The following is a 16397-nucleotide window of genomic DNA, read 5'->3' on the forward strand; positions in this document are numbered from 1 at the left end:
CTGATGGCTGCCATCAACTCCCAGGGAGTCAACGTCGCCGTGGTCGGCGCGACCGGCCAGGTCGGCGGCGTGATCCGCCGGCTGCTCACCGAGCGCGGGTTCCCCGTCAAGGAGCTGCGCCTCTTCGCCTCGGCGCGGTCCGCCGGCTCGACCCTCGCGTACGAGGGGATCGAGGTCACCGTCGAGGACGTCGCGGCGACGCCGACGGCGGAGCTCGCCGACATCGACATCGCCCTGTTCTCCGCCGGTGGGGGCACGTCGCGCGAGCACGCGCCCCGCTTCGCGGAGGCAGGCGCCGTCGTCGTCGACAACTCCTCCGCCTGGCGCCTCGACCCGGAGGTGCCGCTGGTGGTCTCCGAGGTCAACCCGGAGGCGATCAGCGACGCCGTGAAGGGCATCATCGCCAACCCCAACTGCACGACGATGGCCGCGATGCCGGTGCTCAAGCCGCTGGCCGCCGAGGCCGGGCTCGAGCGGCTGCGGGTCGCCACGTACCAGGCGGTCTCGGGGTCCGGGGTGTCGGGCGTGGCCGAGCTGGCGGGGCAGGCGCGCGCCGCCGTCGCGGGGGATCTCGAAGGACTCACGCACTCCGGTGCGGCCGTCGACTTCCCGGAACCGGACAACTACGTCGCGCCGATCGCGTTCGACGTCATCGCGCTGGCCGGTTCGATCGTGGACGACGGGTCGGGCGAGACCGACGAGGAGCAGAAGCTCCGCAACGAGTCCCGCAAGATCCTCGGCCTGCCGGACCTCGCCGTGGCAGGGACCTGCGTGCGGGTGCCGGTGTTCTCCGGGCACTCGTTGGCCATCCACGCCGAGTTCGGTGCGCCGCTGTCGCCCGAGCGGGCCCGCGAGCTGCTGGGCTCCGCGCCCGGCGTGGAGCTGGTCGACGTCCCGACGCCGCTGGGTGCGGCCGGTGCCGACCCGTCGTTCGTGGGTCGGATCCGGGCGGACCAGTCCGTGCCGGACGGCCGAGGGCTGGTCCTGTTCGTGTCGAACGACAACCTGCGCAAGGGCGCGGCGCTCAACGCCGTGCAGATCGCGGAGATCGTCGCCGGCGACCTCGCCGAGCTCTCCACGTTCGACGAGGTCGACGCGGCGCAGGAGCCGGTCGCCTGAGTCACGTCGCCTGAATCACCCTGACGGGCCGCGGTGGGATCCTCCCGCCGCGGCCTGTCGTCGTTCCCCCTGCCGTTGTGGGTGCACGACGCGCCGTTGTTGCTGGCTGGTTGGCGGTGTGTCGTGCACCCACAGCGGAAGGCGGGTGGGCTGCTGCCGTGTGCCACGTGCCAAGTTGGTTGACACGTACGGCGAACCTGTCAAAAATCTGTGCGATTTTTGACAGGTTACGTTAATCTGATCCGATGAACCGGGAACCTGCTCGGCCCCATGACGGTCTTCCAGTCCTGCCTCCCCGGGTGGAGCTGGAGACCCACGCGGTGCTCAAGGTGACGATCGAGGCACGCGATGCCCTGGCGCGCTTCGATGCGCGAGCGCAGGCCCTGCCGAATCCGACGGTGCTGATCAACGCCATCCCGCTCCTGGAAGCGCAGGCAAGCTCGGAGATCGAGAACATCGTCACGACGACGGACGAGCTGTTCACGGCAGCAGCCACGGACGTCGGAGCGACTCCCGCGGCACGGGAGGCGCTCCGATACCGCAGCGCGCTGCAGACCGGGTTCCAGCAGGTGGGCCATCGGCCGCTCACGGCCAACACGGCGGCCGAGATATGCGCCGTCATCCGTGGCCATGACGAGGGGTTCCGTCGAGGCGAGGTGTTCATCGGGGACCCTGCGACCAGGCAACGCGTGTACACCCCGCCATCGGGCACCGAGCTGTCCAGGTTGCTCGACAACTGGTCGGAGTTTCTCAATGCGCCGACCGACCTCGACCCGCTGGTGCGGATGGCGGTCGCCCACTACCAGTTCGAGGCGATCCACCCGTTCACCGACGGCAACGGTCGCACCGGGCGCATCATGAACGTGCTGATGCTCTGTGACGCCGGGCTGATGCACCTTCCCCTGCTGTACCTGTCTCGCTACATCATCGAGTCGAAGGACGACTACTACCGCCTGCTGCGCGAGGTGACGTCGGACGGAACTTGGGAGCCGTGGGTCCGGTACATCATCGATGGTGTCCGAGTGACCGCGGAGCGGACCACCCGGGTGGTCGACAACATCGACGATGTCCAAGGACAGCTGCTCGATCATGTCCGTCAGGTGGTGGGGTCGGCCAACGGTGATCTGCTGTCGGTGCTCATGGAGCAGCCGTACTCCCGGGTGCGGGACGTCATCGACCGGTGCGGCGTGTCTCGGCCCACGGCGTCAAAGTGGATGCACGGACTGGTCGATGCCGGGGTGCTTGCCGACCTGCGCGTCGGCCGTGAGGTCCTCTACATCAACCGGGCGCTGATGGACGTGTTGCGCGGGTAGTCCTGGATCGCTCGAGTTCGACGGAGTCCACGACGGCGACCAGGTCGGTACCGGCGCGCAGCAGCGCCAGCGACCGCGTCGCGATCGTGTCCAGCCGTTCGCGCAGCGCGGTCTCGGCCTGCGCCGTGCCCCCGGCTCCTCGCAGCGCGGCCATGACGGTCGCCACCTCCGGGACTCCGTACCCCGCCGCGCGCAACGCCGCGACGATCCGCGCGGCTCCGACCTGCCCGACGTCGTAGGTACGGACCCGCAGAGACCCGACCCGTTGCGCGGTGACCAGACCTTCGGACTCCCAGTGGCGCAGCGTCGAGGTCCGGACGCCCAGGGCGTCGGCGAGCTCGGTGATCGACAGGACGTCGCCGGCACGGGTCGCCGCCGGCTCGGCGCCGATCTCGTAGAGCGCGTCGAGCGCCTGGAGGGTCTGGCGGCGGTCCTCGGCCAGGCCGACGTGCAGCTCGGTCAGGGACGCCACTGCGACATCGCGCGGCGACCTCCACAGTTCCACCATCGTCCGACGTGCGATGACGGGGCCGACGGCGGTCGCGAGCCCGCGGTAGGCGCGTACCGCCTGGAGATGGAGCGGCCTGTACCGGCGGTAGCCGTTCGAGGAGCGGCTTGCCGGCGGGATCACGCCGAGCCGTTCCAGGTCGCGCACCTGCTGGACGGAGTAGCCCGTGGCGCGGGCGACGTCGGAGGTCCTCCGTCGACCGTTCATCAAACCCCACACAAGCACATGAAGGTGATGCTTGAAGTATGGACATCGAACAGATCATCTCCGCGGTGCACGAGTTGGACGGCGCGCTCGTGCTGCAGCCTGGACCTGGCGGCGACGCCCCGGAGCTCACCTGGGGCGACGCCTTCTTCTACTTCGCGCCGGACGGCCGCGTGCCCACGGCCGTGCAGCCCTACGGCACCATCACCACGAAGAACTACCCGGACGACACCGCCTGCGACCTCGATCGACCCGGGCGGTGGCGCGTCAACGTCCACGTGGGTCGAGAGCGCGCGGGCGAGCTCGGTGTCGTCCGGGCGCCGGGCAAGGCCGACGGGACCCGCGCGACCAGCGTGCCGCCGTCGGACGGCGTCCCTACCGACGTCCTGATGTCCCACCCGGTGTACGGCCACCTGGGCTGGGTCTGCGTGGTCGACCCGGACGAGCGCACAGCCGGCGTCGTCCTCACGCTGCTGCGGGAGGCGCACGACGCGGCTCGACGGCGGGACGAGCGCCGGCGCGGGGCCTGGTCGCACGGTTCGTGAGTCCGACGTCGATCAGCAGGTGGTGTGGCCGTGGGTGTCGTCGCAGACGAGGCGGGCGCGGGCTTCGGTGAGGGTGACGGGGTCGGTGGTGCTGGTGGTGGTGATGGTGCCGTCGATGGTGGTCCAGGTGCTCGTGCCGGTGATGCGGAAGTGGCCTTGCCAGGTGGTGGTCAGGGTGGTGGTGACCTCGGGGCGGTACCAGTTGCCGGCGTCGTCGCGGTGGGTGCCGGTGTGGGTGTCGGGGTGGCCGAGGTGGGTGTAGGTGTGGCCGATCCAGGTGTGGTCGGGGGTGGGGGCGTCGTCGGTCCAGGGTTGGCCGGGGTCGGTGGTGGTCAGGGTGGCGCCGCCGGGGGTGTGGGGGTCGTCGAAGTTCCAGGTGTACTCGACGGGGTCGGCGCGGATCTGGACGGGGACGTCCAGGAGGGTGACGTCGACGATCTGGGGTTGGGTGGTGGCGTAGGCGGGGTAGTGGACGCCTGCCAGGAGGGGTTCGCGGGCTTGGAGGGTGGCTTGGGGGGTGGGGATGTGCATGGTGGCGAACTCGTGTCGGGCGTGGGGGGCGAGGTCGGTGGGGGTGATGCACTCGCGTCCGGAGAGGTGCTCGGGGTCGGTGTAGGTGCCGTCGTCGCGGAGGCGTTCGACCCACAGGTCGGCGAGCTCGTACTCGTCGTCGGTGCAGGGGGCGCCTTGGATGGTGAGTTCGAGGGCCTCGTCGGGGCAGGTGTCCAGGGTGGTGGCGAGGTCGACGCCGTCCCAGGTCGCGGCGAGGTTGCAGGTGGTCAGGTCGGTGCGGAAGTAGCGGTCGCGGGGGCCGTCGTCCTGGCCCGAGGTCGCGGGGTTCTGCGCGGCGCCGTGAGCGCCGAGCCGCACCTCGTCCGCCGGGTCGTCGAGTATTGGCGTGTACACATCGGTAGACGTTCCGAGTAGGAGGCTCGCTGCGATCGCGGCAGCGGTGATCGCGCTCATACGGATCAACCCTCTTCGAGCGGCGCGACCCCCAGGATGGCCCACTGACCACCGTGGCGTATCAGTTCCATTCGCACGACTCCCTGAGTGCTTGCGAACTGAGCGATGTCAGTTCCCTCCGGTCCGGTGATCGTCACTTCCTGCGTCGTGACCTCGACGTCAAGTGGCCATCCGCCAGTGGGTTCGTCCTGCTCATACGTGTGCAGCACTTGGACCGATGTCTCACCACCTTCGAAGCGGTCGCCGTTGGCGGCGATCGTCTGTGCCTGCTCCAGACGGTTGGCGCACGTGTTGCACTCCGGGTGCGACATCGCTTCCCACTCGGTGGTGTCCCCGGTCTTCATCATGTAGGTGTCGAGCAGCTGGAAGTACACCGCCGCCGCCTCGGCGCCCTCGTACCCGTCGTCGTCCATCGCGGCGGGGCGTTCCGGTGCGACGACCACCGGCGTGGGCGACGGCGTCGGCGAGGATTCCGCCGCCGTCGCCGACGGGCTCGGCGCAGCCTCCGCCGTCGTGCCCGGGTCGGGGGCCGGCTCGGGGCCGGTGCAGCCGGCGAGCAGCAGCGCGACCAGCGCGAGCGCACCGGACGCGGGGACGGGACGAGGGCTCGGGTGTTCCTTCACGGGTTCCTTCACGGAGTCCTTCACAGGGTCCTTCACCAGGGAGTCGACGGCGACATCCCCGACACCGTAGCGAAACCCGCCCATCCTGGGCACGACCCTGTGGACAACGTCTCGCTCAGTGGACCGGTCGCATCCGCGCACCCACAGCGGTAGGGGGGTTGACGGCACTCGGTCTCCTGTGGTTCATTAGTCAAGTAATGAACCACAGCACCAGTAAACCCTGAGGAGGGTCGCGTGTTCGACGGCCCCGAACCGATCTACGTCCAGATCGCGCAGCAGATCCGGTCGCAGGTCCTCGCGGGCGAGCTCGCGGAGGAGGAGCAGGTCATGTCCACCACCCAGTTCGCGACGACGTTCCGGATCAACCCCGCCACGGCGGCGAAGGCCTTCACCGGTCTCGTCGAGGAGGGCGTGCTCTACAAGCGGCGAGGCCTCGGCATGTTCGTCGCGCCCGGCGCGCGGGAACGCCTCCTCGACCAGCACCGCACGGCCTACTTCGACGACGTGCTGGCACCCGCCCTGGCCCAGGCGGACGTCCTCGGCATCCCTGCCGACGAGATCGTCGCCTACGTCCACGCCCGCCGGCACGGCACCGGTCCCGACGGACCCGCCGCCACCGACCACACCACGAACCAGGAGCAGTCATGACGCCCCCCGCCCCGTTCGGCGCCCGCCTGGACGACGTCGTCGTCCGGTTCGGCAAGCAGCGCCGGATGTCCGCCGACGGGAACACGTTCAGGGAGGACGCCACCACCGCGCTCGACGGCGTGGGCCTCACCGTCCGGCCCGGCACCATCACCGGGATCCTCGGCCGCAACGGCGCCGGCAAGTCCACGATGCTCTCCCTGCTGGCCGCCTTCACCCGCCCCACCAGCGGCACCGTGCGGGTCGGTACCGAGGGCGCGCAGGAGGACCCGTGGGAGAACGCCTGGGTGACGTCCAACGTGCAGCTCGTGCGCGAGAGCGGAGACCTCCAGGACGACGAGAAGCTCTCCGAGACGCTCAAGTACTACGCCGACCTGCGCCCGTACTGGGACGTGGACCTCGCCGGGCGACTGCTCGACATGTTCGAGGTCAGCCCGCGCAAGAAGCCCGCCGCGCTGTCCCGCGGCAAGAAGTCCGCCGTCGGAGCCACCATCGGCCTCGCCGCCCGCGCACCGCTGACGATCTTCGACGAGGTCTACCTCGGGATGGACGCGCCGACGCGCTACGCCTTCTACGACGAGATCCTCGCCGACTACGCCGAGCACCCGCGCACCATCCTGCTGTCCAGCCACCTGGTCGAGGAGGTCGAGCGCCTCTTCGAGGACGTCGTCGTCCTCGACCGGGGGCGGGTGCTCCTCGCCGAGACCGCCGAGGAGATGGGCCGGCGCGGCTTCAGCCTGACCGGCCCCGCCTCCGCCGTCGAACGGCTCACCGGGGAGCGCCGCATCCTGCACCGCCAGCAGCTCGGTGCCACCGTGCAGGTCACGCTCGAGGGAGCCCCCGACGACGGCGAGGCCGCCACCGCACGCGACGCCGGCGTCGAGCTGGGGTCGCTCCCGCTGCAGGACCTGTTCGTCCGGCTGACGGACCCGGCGCGGAAGGGAACGTCATGACCGACCGCAAGGTGCTCGCCGCCCAGGTCCAGCGACGTGCGGTCCGCCGTGTCACGCGGTCGATCGCGACCTCCGTCATCACCATCGGCGCCGGCTTCTGGCTCGTCTACGCCGTCGTGGCCGTCGTCGTCCCCCTGCTCGTGCGCCGCGCCGGCAACGAGATGGAGCACGGCGTGCTCGCCACGAGCGACTACATCGCCCGGTGGGTCGCCTTCGGCACCGCCATCGCGATGCTCGCCACCATCCTGGCGACCCACCTCGCCGCCGGTGGCACCCGGCGCGCACTGCGCGACGGCGCGATCCGGGCCGCGGTGATCGCCGGGGTCGTCTACGCCGCGATCGGCGCGCTGGCCACCGTCGGTGAACGGGGACTGTTCGGAGCGCTCGGGTGGACGTGGCAACGAGCCGATGCGCTCACGACGGGCGACGGCGCGTTCGCCGTCGAGCTCGTCGCCGACACCTTCGCCACTGCGGTCTACGTGCTGGTCGGGTGCGCCGTCGTCGCCGGCTACCAGTCGCACGGCGGGTGGCGCGGCACCCTGCTCGTCGTCCCGGGACTCGTCCCGCTCGCTCTCGTCGACCTCGTCACAGCAGGTGGGAGCGGCCACGACGTCCTGGGCAACCTGGTGCAGATCCCGGCGTCGAGCGCAGTGGCGATCGGACTGGTGGGCGGAGCGGCCGCCGTCGTGCTCGCGGCCGGGTGGCTCCACCTGCACCTCCACTCCCTCCGACTCCGCCCGACGAGGTGACCGCGATGACCAGCGGGACGACGGCGGGCCTCGGTCCCGGCCCGCACGCCCGGGCGGTCGCGGCCGCCCGCCGGCGGTTCCTCCGTGTGCTGCTGCTGGCCGGAGCCTGGTTCTGGACCGGTTGGGCACTGATCGTGCTGAGCCTGCCCCTGATCGTCGCACGCTGGGGCGGGGTCGCGGACGGCCTCACCTACGACGCCGCCGGCAGCCCGGCGCGCTGGCCCGCGTTCGCCATCGGCATCATCGCCACGGGCGCCCTGCTGCGCACCCACCTCGCCGCCGGGGGCACCCGCCGAGCGCTCGTCGAGGGCATCGCCCGCGCGGCGGTCCTCGGCGGCCTGGCCTTCGGGGTGGCGACCGTCCTGCTCACCCTCGCCGAGCGGGGGACGTTTGCCGCCCTCGACCGCCCGTGGCAGGGGGCTACCGGTGCCTTCGGCCTCGACGGACCTGCCGGCGTCGCCGGCACGGTCGCGGCCGAGTCCCTGGTCATCACCACCTATGCACTCGTCGGCGCCGCCGTGCTGGCCGGCTACCAGCGCTGGGGCGGGTTGCGCGGCACTCTCGCCATCGTGCCGCTGCTCGTCCCCGGCGTCCTCGCCGATCTCGCGACACGCACGGGCATCTTCAGCATCCCGCTGCGTGACGCGGCCGTCGGCCCCGTGCTCGGGACGGCGGTCGCGCTCGGGGGAGGAGCCCTCGCCGCGGTGCTGGCCGCTCTCGTCGCACACCACATGCTCCGCAGCGTCGTTCCTCGGCCTGCCTGACCACCTGATCGTCCGACCAACACCCACTGAAGGAGGCCCACCATGGCCGACCCCGTCGTGGAGGTCACGCACCTCCGCAAGACCTACGGTGACAAGGTCGCCGTCGACGACGTGTCGTTCACCGTCCAGCCCGGGGAGATCTTCGGGATCCTCGGCCCGAACGGCGCCGGCAAGACCACCACCGTCGAGACGCTCGCCGGCCTGCGGCACGCCGACGGCGGGACCGTGACCGTGCTGGGCCACGACACCCAGCGGGACCCCGCCGCCGTGAAGGACCTGCTGGGGGTCCAGCTGCAGGAGGCCACGCTGCACGACAAGATCACCGTCGGCGAGGTCCTGCATCTCTTCGCCGGCTTCTACTCCCGGCCCGCCGATCCCGGTGAGCTGCTGGACCTGCTCGACCTGACCGAGCACACCGACAAGCAGTTCGGACGCCTGTCCGGCGGTCAGAAGCAGCGGCTGTCGATCGCGCTGGCCCTGGTCGGCAACCCCGAGGTCGCCATCCTGGACGAGCTCACCACCGGCCTGGACCCGCAGGCCCGCCGCAGCACGTGGGAGCTCGTGGAACGGGTGCGAGCCACCGGTGTGACGATCCTGCTCGTCACCCACTTCATGGACGAGGCCGAGCGGCTCTGCGACCGGCTCGTCGTGATCGACGCCGGCCGCGTCGTCGCCGAGGGGACCCCCGCCGGTCTGATCGACGGCCTCGACGACGAACGCACCGTCGTCGTGCGGTTCGGCGCGGACGACGCCGGGCGCGCCCGGCAGCGGCTCGACCGGCTCGCCGCCGAGCACCACGACGTCGTGCGCGTCGAGGAGCTGGACGGCACGCCCGGCGAGATCGCCGTCTCCGGCACGCCCCGGGTGCTGTTCGCCGTCGTCCCGGCGTTGGCGGAGGCCGACCTCGTGCCCGAGGACGTCCGCACCGTCACGCGCACGCTCGAGGACGTCTTCCTCGCCGTCACCGGGCGCACCTACGCCCCGCAGGAGCCCGAGCCCGAGCTCACCACCGAAGGAGTCCGGTCATGACCACGACCACCGCCGCCCCCGCCCGCCGCCGGAGCTCCGGCTGGCACGGCTTCGGGCGCCTGCTGACCACCGAGACGAAGGTGTGGATGCGCGACTTCGCCTCGCCGTTCTTCGGGATCGTCTTCCCGACGATCATCCTGCTCGGCGTCGGGTTCTTCATCCCCGGGATGCGCGATCCCATCACCGACGCCCCACCCGACTCCGTCTGGTTCGGGCTCACCCCCATCGCCACGTTCCTGCCCACCGTGCTCGCGATGGCCGTCGGCACCGCCTCGCTGACCGTGATGCCCGTGACCATCGCGACCTACCGGGAGAAGGGGGTGCTGCGGCGGATGTCGACCACGCCGATGCGACCGCAGGGCATCGTCGCGAGCCACCTGATCATCAACATGGTCACCACGCTCGTGGGGATCGCTCTCGCGCTGGTCGTCGCCGAGCTCGCCTTCGGCGTGCCGGTGCCCTCGCAGCTGGGGGTGGTGCTGCTCGCGACGGCGCTGGGTCTGTCCTCCATGTTCGCGCTCGGCATGCTGGTCGCCGCGGTCGCCCCACGACCGTCGTCGGCGAACGCGATCGCGATGTCGCTGTACTTCCCGATGCTGCTCCTGGCCGGGCTGTGGACGCCGGGACCGATCATGCCCGACCTGTTGCGTGACATCGGCCAGTTCACCCCGCTCGGCGCTGCTGCCCAGGCGCTGACGACGGGCTGGTTCGAGGCCGGCTTCCCGACGCTGCAGATGGTGGTCATGGTCGTGTGGACGGCGGTGCTGCTCCCGCTCGCGATCCGGTTGTTCCGCTGGAGCTGACACCACCCGGTGCCCTCGGAGGGCGGACCGGGACGTTCCTTCTGCCGGCGACCCGCGCCGAGCACGTCGCCGCGTCGTGCGCGGGCCGGAGACGCCCGCGCTGGCGTGGTACCGCCGTCCGGGGGTCAAACGGCGGTAGGCGCGGACGCCTCCCCGGCGTCGAAGACCGACATGATGACGGTCGCCGTGCTGGTGAACCCGACGGCGAGGGCGAGAAGGAGGGAAGGGACGAAGTCGCTCGGCGAGGGGATCCAGCCGCCGAGGATCCACGGCAGGACGACCAGGGTCACCACCGCGAGCGAGGTCAGGACCTCGTTCGCGGCGAGTGCGAGAGACTTCCTCGTCGCGCCCACCCTCACGATGCGACGGGACGTGTCGACGGTGGCGGCCACGAGCGCCGCCGCCAGCACCAGGAACGCGACAGCCGCCCAGACCGGCCCCACACCGACCAGGGCAAGAGCGACGATCAGGGGCAGGCTGTAGGCGGTGAGCACCCACCGGGCGCCCGCCCGCATGTACCGGTCCGACGTGCTGCCTGCGGCGCCGCGGGCCCGGTGCAGCGCCGAGTCGAGGTAGAAGAACACCGCCAGCATGAACATGCCGACAAGGGTCGCTGCGATGCCCGCGAGGGCGAGCAGGAAGGCATCGGTTGCTTCGGGCACGATCGTTCACCTCCTTCTCCCGGCGCGCCTGGATCACGGCGGGCGCCGAGTGCCTGTCGTCACATTCAAGACCCTGTGGTCACCACGCGCTCAAGAGCTCACCGCTCTGTCGTCCGCGGCGGCTGGCGCAGGAATCGGCCTACGCTGCAAGGGTGAAGCCGTTCCTGCTCCTGGCGACGCGCGCCGAGGACGTCGCCGCCGACGGCGAGTACGAGGCGTTCTGCCGGTACGGCGCCCTCGCACCCGACCAGCTCCACCGTGTCCGCCTCGAGGAGCGCCCGATGCCGCGGCTCGACCTCGACCGGTACTCCGGGATCATCGTCGGCGGCGGCCCGTTCAACTCCTCCGATCCTGACAGCGAGAAGTCGGACACCCAGCGGCGCGTGGAGCGTGAGTTCACGACGCTGCTCGACGAGGTCGTCGACCGTGACTTCCCCTTCCTCGGTGCCTGCTACGGCGTCGGCACCCTGGGGCAGTACGCCGGGGGAGTGGTCGACCGGCTCTACGGCGAGGCGGTCGGCGTCGCCACCGTCGAGCTGACCCAGGAGGGCATGGCGGACCCGCTGCTCGCCGGGCTGCCCCCGGCGTTCGCCGCCTACGTCGGGCACAAGGAGGCCATGCGCGGTCTGCCACCCGGAGCCGTGCGGCTCGCGCTCTCGCCCCGGTCGCCCGTCCAGATGTTCCGCCTGCGGTCCCACCTCTACGCCACCCAGTTCCACCCCGAGCTGGACCTCGCCGGACTCACCCAGCGGGTGCAGGTCTACCGCGACTACGGGTACTTCGCCGCCGACGAGGCCGACGACGTCGTCACCCGGGCGGCAGCCCGCCCCGTCACCGCGCCGATGCGGGTCGTGCGCAACTTCGTCGACCGCTACGGGCACCGCCCCGACGGCGGATAGGGTCGCGGCATGCCGATCCCCGACCACGTCGCCTCTCTGCGCACCCGCGTCGGCACCGACCTGCTGTGGCTGCCGGGCGTGAGCGCGGTCGTGCGCGACGGCGACCACCGGCTGCTGCTCGGGCGGCGCACCGACAACGGCCGCTGGGCCCTGCCGAGCGGCATCCTGGACCCGGGCGAGCAGCCCGCCGCCGGGATCGTGCGCGAGGTGCTCGAGGAGACGGCGGTGGAGATCGAGGTCGTGGAGGTCGTCGGGATCTTCAGCACCCCCGTCATCGTGTACCCCAACGGCGACCGGAGCGCCTACCTCGACACCCTCTTCCGGGCCTGCCCGGTCTCGCCCGCAGCGGCCCGTGCCGCGCGCGTCGCCGACGACGAGTCGTCGGAGGTCGGCTGGTTCGGCGCCCACGAGCTGCCCGCCGACCTCGCCGACTCCACCCGGGAGCGGCTGGCGCACGAGCGCGACTTCCTGGCGGCCACCGACCGGGCCGCGCTGTTCGAGCGACCCTGAGGTCCGCCGTCGTGCCCGGATCGTGGACGCGCTGGACGCCGCTCGACGGCGCGCGTACTGTCGTGGCCGTGAACATCCGTTGGTATTGGCGCTTTACGCCGGCTCCGCTGGGAGCTCGGCGGGCTCGCGCCTGACCGACACCTTCCACCGGAGCCAGCACAGGGCCTGGGACGCACCATGCGTCCGGGCCCTTTGTCGTCGGGGCTTCCGGTCGGGACCGGTCCGCCCCCGGCGACGCGCCGGACCGGCGACGTGCCGGACCTTCCCTCGACCGACCACTCACGACCAGGAGCCCCGATGAGCCCCACGACCACGCCCGCCGCGCGCGGCACCGCGACCTCGGATGATACTGACCTGATGGCCGAGACCTCTGACCTGCGCGTCCGCGCGCTCGACCCGCTGCCCGCCCCCCGGGCGATGCGCACCGCCCTGCCGCTGGGCACCCAGCGCAGCGACCTGGTGACGACGTCGCGCCGCGAGGTCCGCGACGTCCTGGTCGGCGAGGACGACCGTCTCGTCGTCATCGTCGGTCCGTGCTCGGTGCACGACCCGGCGGCCGCGCTCGACTACGCGCGACGGCTCGCCCCTCTGGCGCGCGAGCTGTCCGACGAGCTGGTCGTGGTCATGCGGGTCTACTTCGAGAAGCCGCGCACCACGGTCGGCTGGAAGGGCCTCATCAACGACCCGCACCTGGACGGCTCGCACGACGTGCACCACGGCCTGCGGCTCGCCCGCGAGGTGCTGCTCGGTGTGCTGGACGCCGGTGTCCCGGCCGCGTGCGAGTTCCTCGAGCCGACCTCCCCGCAGTACATCGCCGACGCCGTGACCTGGGGCGCGATCGGTGCGCGCAACGCGGAGTCGCAGGTGCACCGCCAGCTCGCGTCCGGCCTGTCGATGCCGATCGGCTTCAAGAACGCGACCGACGGCGACGTGCAGATCGCGGTGGACGGCTGCATCACCGCCGCCAGCGAGCACACGTTCTTCGGGGCGGACTCCGAGGGCCGCGCGGCCGCCGTCGAGACGGCCGGCAACCCGGACTGCCACGTGATCCTGCGGGGTGGGCGCGGCGGACCGAACTACGGCGTCGACGACGTCGCTGCCGCCCTGGGCGTGGCCCGCACGTCGGGACTGGGCGGGCCCGTGGAGCAGGGCGTGATCGTGGACGCCTCGCACGGCAACTCGGGCAAGGACCACGTGCGCCAGGCGGAGGTCGTGCGGGAGATCGCGGCGCGCCTCGCGGACGGTGAGCAGGGGATCACCGGTCTGATGCTGGAGAGCTTCCTCGAGGCCGGGGCGCAGAAGCCCGGGCCGCTGGACTCGCTGGTGTACGGCCAGTCGGTCACCGACAAGTGCATGGACTGGGGCACGACGGCGGAGCTGCTGGAGCTGCTGGCCGGCGCGGTGCGGTCGCGCCGGGACTCCTGACGGCCCCCGCCCGTCGTGAGCGTCTCTGTTCGTCAGGAATCGACGCCTGAATGCTGACGAACAGAGACGGTGGCGGCTCAACCGAGGCGGAGCACCGCCTCGGGGGGCCACGGGGCAGGCCGCCAGCCGGAGTAGCGGAGGACCTTGGCGACCTCCACACCGACACGACCGTTCCACGCGTCGCTGCCGGTGAGGCGGCGCACGACGGTCCGCGAGGTGTCGAGGCGGTTCTGCCGTGCCCGGTCCCGATAGAGCGCTCGCGGGGTCGAGTGGACGTCCTGCCCGTCGATCTCCACGAGCAGCGTCGTGCCGTCCGGCAGCCGCCACGCCATGTCGACGCGAGCGAACACCTGCCCGTCGGGTCCGGCGACCTCGAGCTGGAGGGCGTCGGGCGGGAACCCGTCGTCGACGCAGGACAGGCGTGCCCAGGTCTCGGCCGGGGACTCGGCGCGAGCGTCGGCCGACGACCACCAGTCGCGGGTGCGCCGCATGCCGCGACGGCGGGCGGCGTCCCGGTGCGTGGTCTCCAGCTCCTGCGGCGTCAGGAGGCCCTGGTGCAATGCCGAGTCCATGAGCGCGACGGCGTGGCGCCGCCCCACCTGCGGCACTGCCTCGACGAGCGCTCGGGCGACGGGGACGCAGCGGAAGCCGTCGACGTCGACCCACCGCGCCACCGCTGACCGCCGGAGGCGGACCGGTGGGCGCTCGGCACGGGGTGCGCCGGTCGGCATCGCGACCTCGGGCGTGATGTCCACCGGAGCGCCCTGGACGCCGTGGAGCACCAGGGCGCAGAGGCCGGTGGCCACCGAGCCAGGATGGGCCAGCAGCCCGAGGACGGCTGCCCGCCGACGTCGGAGGTCGAGGTCGATGCCGGTCCGTTCGCGCCCGGTCGGTGCGGTGTCGAGCACCCCGCGCACGGGCCGCTCCCACTCCGTGGTGCGCAGGCGGGCCTGGACCTGCTCCCTGTCCATGCCGGCGAGCAGGCACTGTCGGACGGACAGCAGGCCCTCCTGCCGGGCAGCCAGCGCGAGCAGTGACGCGGCGAGGGGCTGGGGGCGGCGCGGCACGGATCGAGGCAACCAGATCGCCGGGCGCGCTGCCGCCGCCATCCACAGCACCTGGCGTGAGCGTCTCTGTTCGTCAGGAATCGACGCCTGGTTCCTGACGAACAGAGACGCTCGTGCGGTGGGGGTGACGCGCGCCACGGCGGTCCTCACCCATCCAGGAAGCCGTCGGCACCGAACCACAGATGTCCCGGACGGTCCGGGACGTGCGACGCGCGACGGGTGCAGATCGACCGGATGACTCAGGTACGGCACACTGTGACGGTGCCGCCTTCCCTGCCGACTCCTGTCGACGATGCCCTCGTGGCGTGCGTCGACGGTGACCCGGCAGCGTTCGGCCCCGTCTACGACGCCCTGGCCCCGGTGGCCTACGGCACGTCGCTCGGCGTGCTCCGGGACCCGGACCACGCCGCCGAGGTGACCCAGGAGGTGATGGTCGAGGTGTGGCAGACAGCAGCCCGGTTCGACCCCTCGCGCGCCTCGGCGCGCACCTGGGTCGCGACCCTCGCCCGCCGTCGGGCGGTGGACCGCGTCCGCGCCGAGCAGGCGCGGCGGGACCGGGACCAGCGGGACATCGACGGAACCGTCGGGGTCCCCGACCACGACCACGTCGCCGAGGACGTCGAGCGACGTCTCGAGGGCGCCGCCGTGCGCCGGTGCCTCGACTCGCTCACCGTCACCCAGCGCGAGGCCGTCGTCGACGCCTACTACGGCGGCCGCACCTACCGCGAGGTCGCGGAGCGGCTCGGCGCCGCCCTGCCCACGGTGAAGTCCCGGATCCGCGACGGCCTCGGCCGCCTGCGCGACTGCCTGGGGGTGTCCCGTGGCTGACAGCACCCGCGACTCCTGGGACCTGATCCCCGCCTACGCCCTCGACGCGGTCGACGACCTCGAACGCCGCGCGGTCGAGCGTCTCCTCGCGGACGACGCCGAGGCCCGCCGCGCGCTCGACGGGTACCGCGAGGTGGTCGCGGCCTTCGCCGTCGAGACCGAGCCGCCCGCCCACGTGCGCGCGGCTGTCCTGGACCGGATCGTGGCAGCCTCCGGAGGGACGACGAGCGCCGGTCACGCCGGCACGCGCGACACCGCCGGGAACGTTCCCGACGACGGCAGGGACGCGACCGGTGAGGCCGGCACGAACGTGGTGCCGATCGCGCCGCGCCGTCGGCGGTGGGCCGCGGTCGCCGTCGCGGCAGCGGCCGTCGTGGCCGTCGCCGTCCCCACGACCGTGGCGATCCAGGCCACCGTGGAGCAGAACCGCCTGCAGGAGCAGGTCGACACGGTCGCCGAGATGATGGCCGACCCGTCCGCGACCCTGCTGCGCGGCGACGTCGAGGGCGGCGGCTACGCCACGGTGCTCGCGGCGGGCGACGACTTCCTGTTCAGCGCGGGGGACCTGCCCGACGTCGGTGCCGAGTCCGTCTACCAGCTCTGGCTGGTGGGCGCCGAGGGCGACGTGACCTCGGCCGGCCTCCTCGACGTGCAGGACGGCGAGACGGAGCAGCTCGTGCGCGACGCCTCGGGCATCGGCCTGGCGGTCTCCGTGGAGCCCGAGGGCGGTTCGGAGCAGCCGACCACCGACCCCGTCGTCGTCCTCGCCGAGGGCTGATCCGAGC

General features: G+C 72.1%; 19 protein-coding genes. 14 read left to right on the forward strand and 5 right to left on the reverse strand.

Features of this window, described 5'->3' with window-relative positions; translation table 11 throughout:
- Positions 1 to 3 precede the first annotated feature (3 nt).
- The gene (locus HDG69_RS08530; RefSeq protein WP_171783378.1) at positions 4 to 1119 is read left to right on the forward strand and encodes an aspartate-semialdehyde dehydrogenase; all 1116 of its coding nucleotides are present in this window, start codon (positions 4 to 6) and stop codon (positions 1117 to 1119) included.
- Between the two features lie 299 nt (positions 1120 to 1418).
- The gene (locus HDG69_RS08535; RefSeq protein ID WP_343036348.1) at positions 1419 to 2432 is read left to right on the forward strand and encodes a Fic family protein; all 1014 of its coding nucleotides are present in this window, start codon (positions 1419 to 1421) and stop codon (positions 2430 to 2432) included.
- Here the strand turns inward: HDG69_RS08535 and HDG69_RS08540 are convergent.
- Positions 2398 to 3147, reverse strand: coding sequence for a MerR family transcriptional regulator (locus HDG69_RS08540; protein ID WP_171783380.1), 750 nt, complete (start codon positions 3145 to 3147; stop codon positions 2398 to 2400). The genes HDG69_RS08535 and HDG69_RS08540 overlap by 35 nt on opposite strands.
- Positions 3148 to 3185: 38 nt before the next feature.
- On the opposite strand from HDG69_RS08540, the gene HDG69_RS08545 reads away from it, so the two are divergent.
- Positions 3186 to 3689, forward strand: a complete 504-nt coding sequence (locus HDG69_RS08545) for a DUF6194 family protein (protein ID WP_171783381.1) — start codon at positions 3186 to 3188, stop codon at positions 3687 to 3689.
- A 12-nt stretch (positions 3690 to 3701) separates the two neighbouring features.
- On the opposite strand, the gene HDG69_RS08550 is transcribed toward HDG69_RS08545, so the two are convergent.
- Positions 3702 to 4655 carry a hypothetical protein gene (locus HDG69_RS08550; RefSeq protein WP_171783382.1) on the reverse strand — a complete coding sequence of 318 codons (954 nt, stop codon included), beginning with the start codon at positions 4653 to 4655 and terminating at the stop codon, positions 3702 to 3704.
- A gap of 5 nt (positions 4656 to 4660) precedes the next feature.
- Positions 4661 to 5362, reverse strand: coding sequence for a DUF6318 family protein (locus tag HDG69_RS08555; RefSeq protein ID WP_171783383.1), 702 nt, complete (start codon positions 5360 to 5362; stop codon positions 4661 to 4663).
- Positions 5363 to 5512: 150 nt separating this feature from the next.
- On the opposite strand from HDG69_RS08555, the gene HDG69_RS08560 reads away from it, so the two are divergent.
- The 6 genes from HDG69_RS08560 to HDG69_RS08585 are packed head-to-tail and all read left to right on the forward strand — an operon-like array spanning position 5513 to position 10221.
- A complete protein-coding gene (locus HDG69_RS08560) occupies positions 5513 to 5926 on the forward strand; it encodes a GntR family transcriptional regulator (RefSeq protein ID WP_171783384.1) in 414 nt (137 codons plus the stop codon).
- Positions 5923 to 6876, forward strand: coding sequence for an ATP-binding cassette domain-containing protein (locus HDG69_RS08565; RefSeq protein ID WP_171783385.1), 954 nt, complete (start codon positions 5923 to 5925; stop codon positions 6874 to 6876). The genes HDG69_RS08560 and HDG69_RS08565 overlap by 4 nt, the downstream gene beginning before the upstream one ends.
- A complete protein-coding gene (locus HDG69_RS08570) occupies positions 6873 to 7625 on the forward strand; it encodes a hypothetical protein (RefSeq protein ID WP_171783386.1) in 753 nt (250 codons plus the stop codon). Before HDG69_RS08565 ends, HDG69_RS08570 begins: the two co-directional genes overlap by 4 nt.
- Positions 7626 to 7630: 5 nt before the next feature.
- The gene (locus tag HDG69_RS08575; RefSeq protein ID WP_171783387.1) at positions 7631 to 8389 is read left to right on the forward strand and encodes a hypothetical protein; all 759 of its coding nucleotides are present in this window, start codon (positions 7631 to 7633) and stop codon (positions 8387 to 8389) included.
- Between the two features lie 42 nt (positions 8390 to 8431).
- A complete protein-coding gene (locus HDG69_RS08580; protein ID WP_171783388.1) occupies positions 8432 to 9418 on the forward strand; it encodes an ABC transporter ATP-binding protein in 987 nt (328 codons plus the stop codon).
- Positions 9415 to 10221: an ABC transporter permease gene (locus tag HDG69_RS08585; RefSeq protein WP_171783389.1), complete on the forward strand. Its 807-nt coding sequence runs from the start codon at positions 9415 to 9417 to the stop codon at positions 10219 to 10221. Before HDG69_RS08580 ends, HDG69_RS08585 begins: the two co-directional genes overlap by 4 nt.
- A 125-nt stretch (positions 10222 to 10346) precedes the next feature.
- Here HDG69_RS08585 and HDG69_RS08590 read toward each other — a convergent pair whose 3' ends face one another.
- Positions 10347 to 10883: a hypothetical protein gene (locus HDG69_RS08590; protein ID WP_171783390.1), complete on the reverse strand. Its 537-nt coding sequence runs from the start codon at positions 10881 to 10883 to the stop codon at positions 10347 to 10349.
- A gap of 152 nt (positions 10884 to 11035) precedes the next feature.
- On the opposite strand from HDG69_RS08590, the gene HDG69_RS08595 reads away from it, so the two are divergent.
- The 3 genes from HDG69_RS08595 to HDG69_RS08605 all read left to right on the forward strand — a co-directional run bounded on the left by HDG69_RS08595 (position 11036) and on the right by HDG69_RS08605 (position 13717).
- Complete coding sequence (locus HDG69_RS08595; RefSeq protein ID WP_171783391.1) at positions 11036 to 11782, forward strand: glutamine amidotransferase; 747 nt, start codon at positions 11036 to 11038, stop codon at positions 11780 to 11782.
- A 9-nt stretch (positions 11783 to 11791) separates the two neighbouring features.
- Positions 11792 to 12292 (forward strand): NUDIX domain-containing protein, encoded by a 501-nt coding sequence (locus HDG69_RS08600; protein WP_171783392.1) that lies wholly within the window; start codon positions 11792 to 11794, stop codon positions 12290 to 12292.
- 297 nt (positions 12293 to 12589) lie between these two features.
- Positions 12590 to 13717 carry a 3-deoxy-7-phosphoheptulonate synthase gene (locus tag HDG69_RS08605; RefSeq protein ID WP_171783393.1) on the forward strand — a complete coding sequence of 376 codons (1128 nt, stop codon included), beginning with the start codon at positions 12590 to 12592 and terminating at the stop codon, positions 13715 to 13717.
- Between the two features lie 77 nt (positions 13718 to 13794).
- On the opposite strand, the gene HDG69_RS08610 is transcribed toward HDG69_RS08605, so the two are convergent.
- Positions 13795 to 14826, reverse strand: coding sequence for a hypothetical protein (locus tag HDG69_RS08610; RefSeq protein ID WP_171783394.1), 1032 nt, complete (start codon positions 14824 to 14826; stop codon positions 13795 to 13797).
- Between the two features lie 258 nt (positions 14827 to 15084).
- On the opposite strand from HDG69_RS08610, the gene HDG69_RS08615 reads away from it, so the two are divergent.
- Both HDG69_RS08615 and HDG69_RS08620 read left to right on the forward strand, forming a co-directional pair.
- Positions 15085 to 15612 carry a sigma-70 family RNA polymerase sigma factor gene (locus tag HDG69_RS08615; protein ID WP_343036349.1) on the forward strand — a complete coding sequence of 176 codons (528 nt, stop codon included), beginning with the start codon at positions 15085 to 15087 and terminating at the stop codon, positions 15610 to 15612.
- Entirely contained in the window at positions 15605 to 16390 is a 786-nt protein-coding gene (locus HDG69_RS08620) for an anti-sigma factor (RefSeq protein ID WP_171783396.1), read from the forward strand. The genes HDG69_RS08615 and HDG69_RS08620 overlap by 8 nt, the downstream gene beginning before the upstream one ends.
- The last annotated feature ends 7 nt before the right edge of the window (positions 16391 to 16397 follow it).

Source organism: Isoptericola halotolerans (assembly GCF_013149785.1).
In the GTDB taxonomy this organism is placed as follows: Bacteria; Actinomycetota; Actinomycetes; order Actinomycetales; family Cellulomonadaceae; genus Isoptericola; species Isoptericola halotolerans.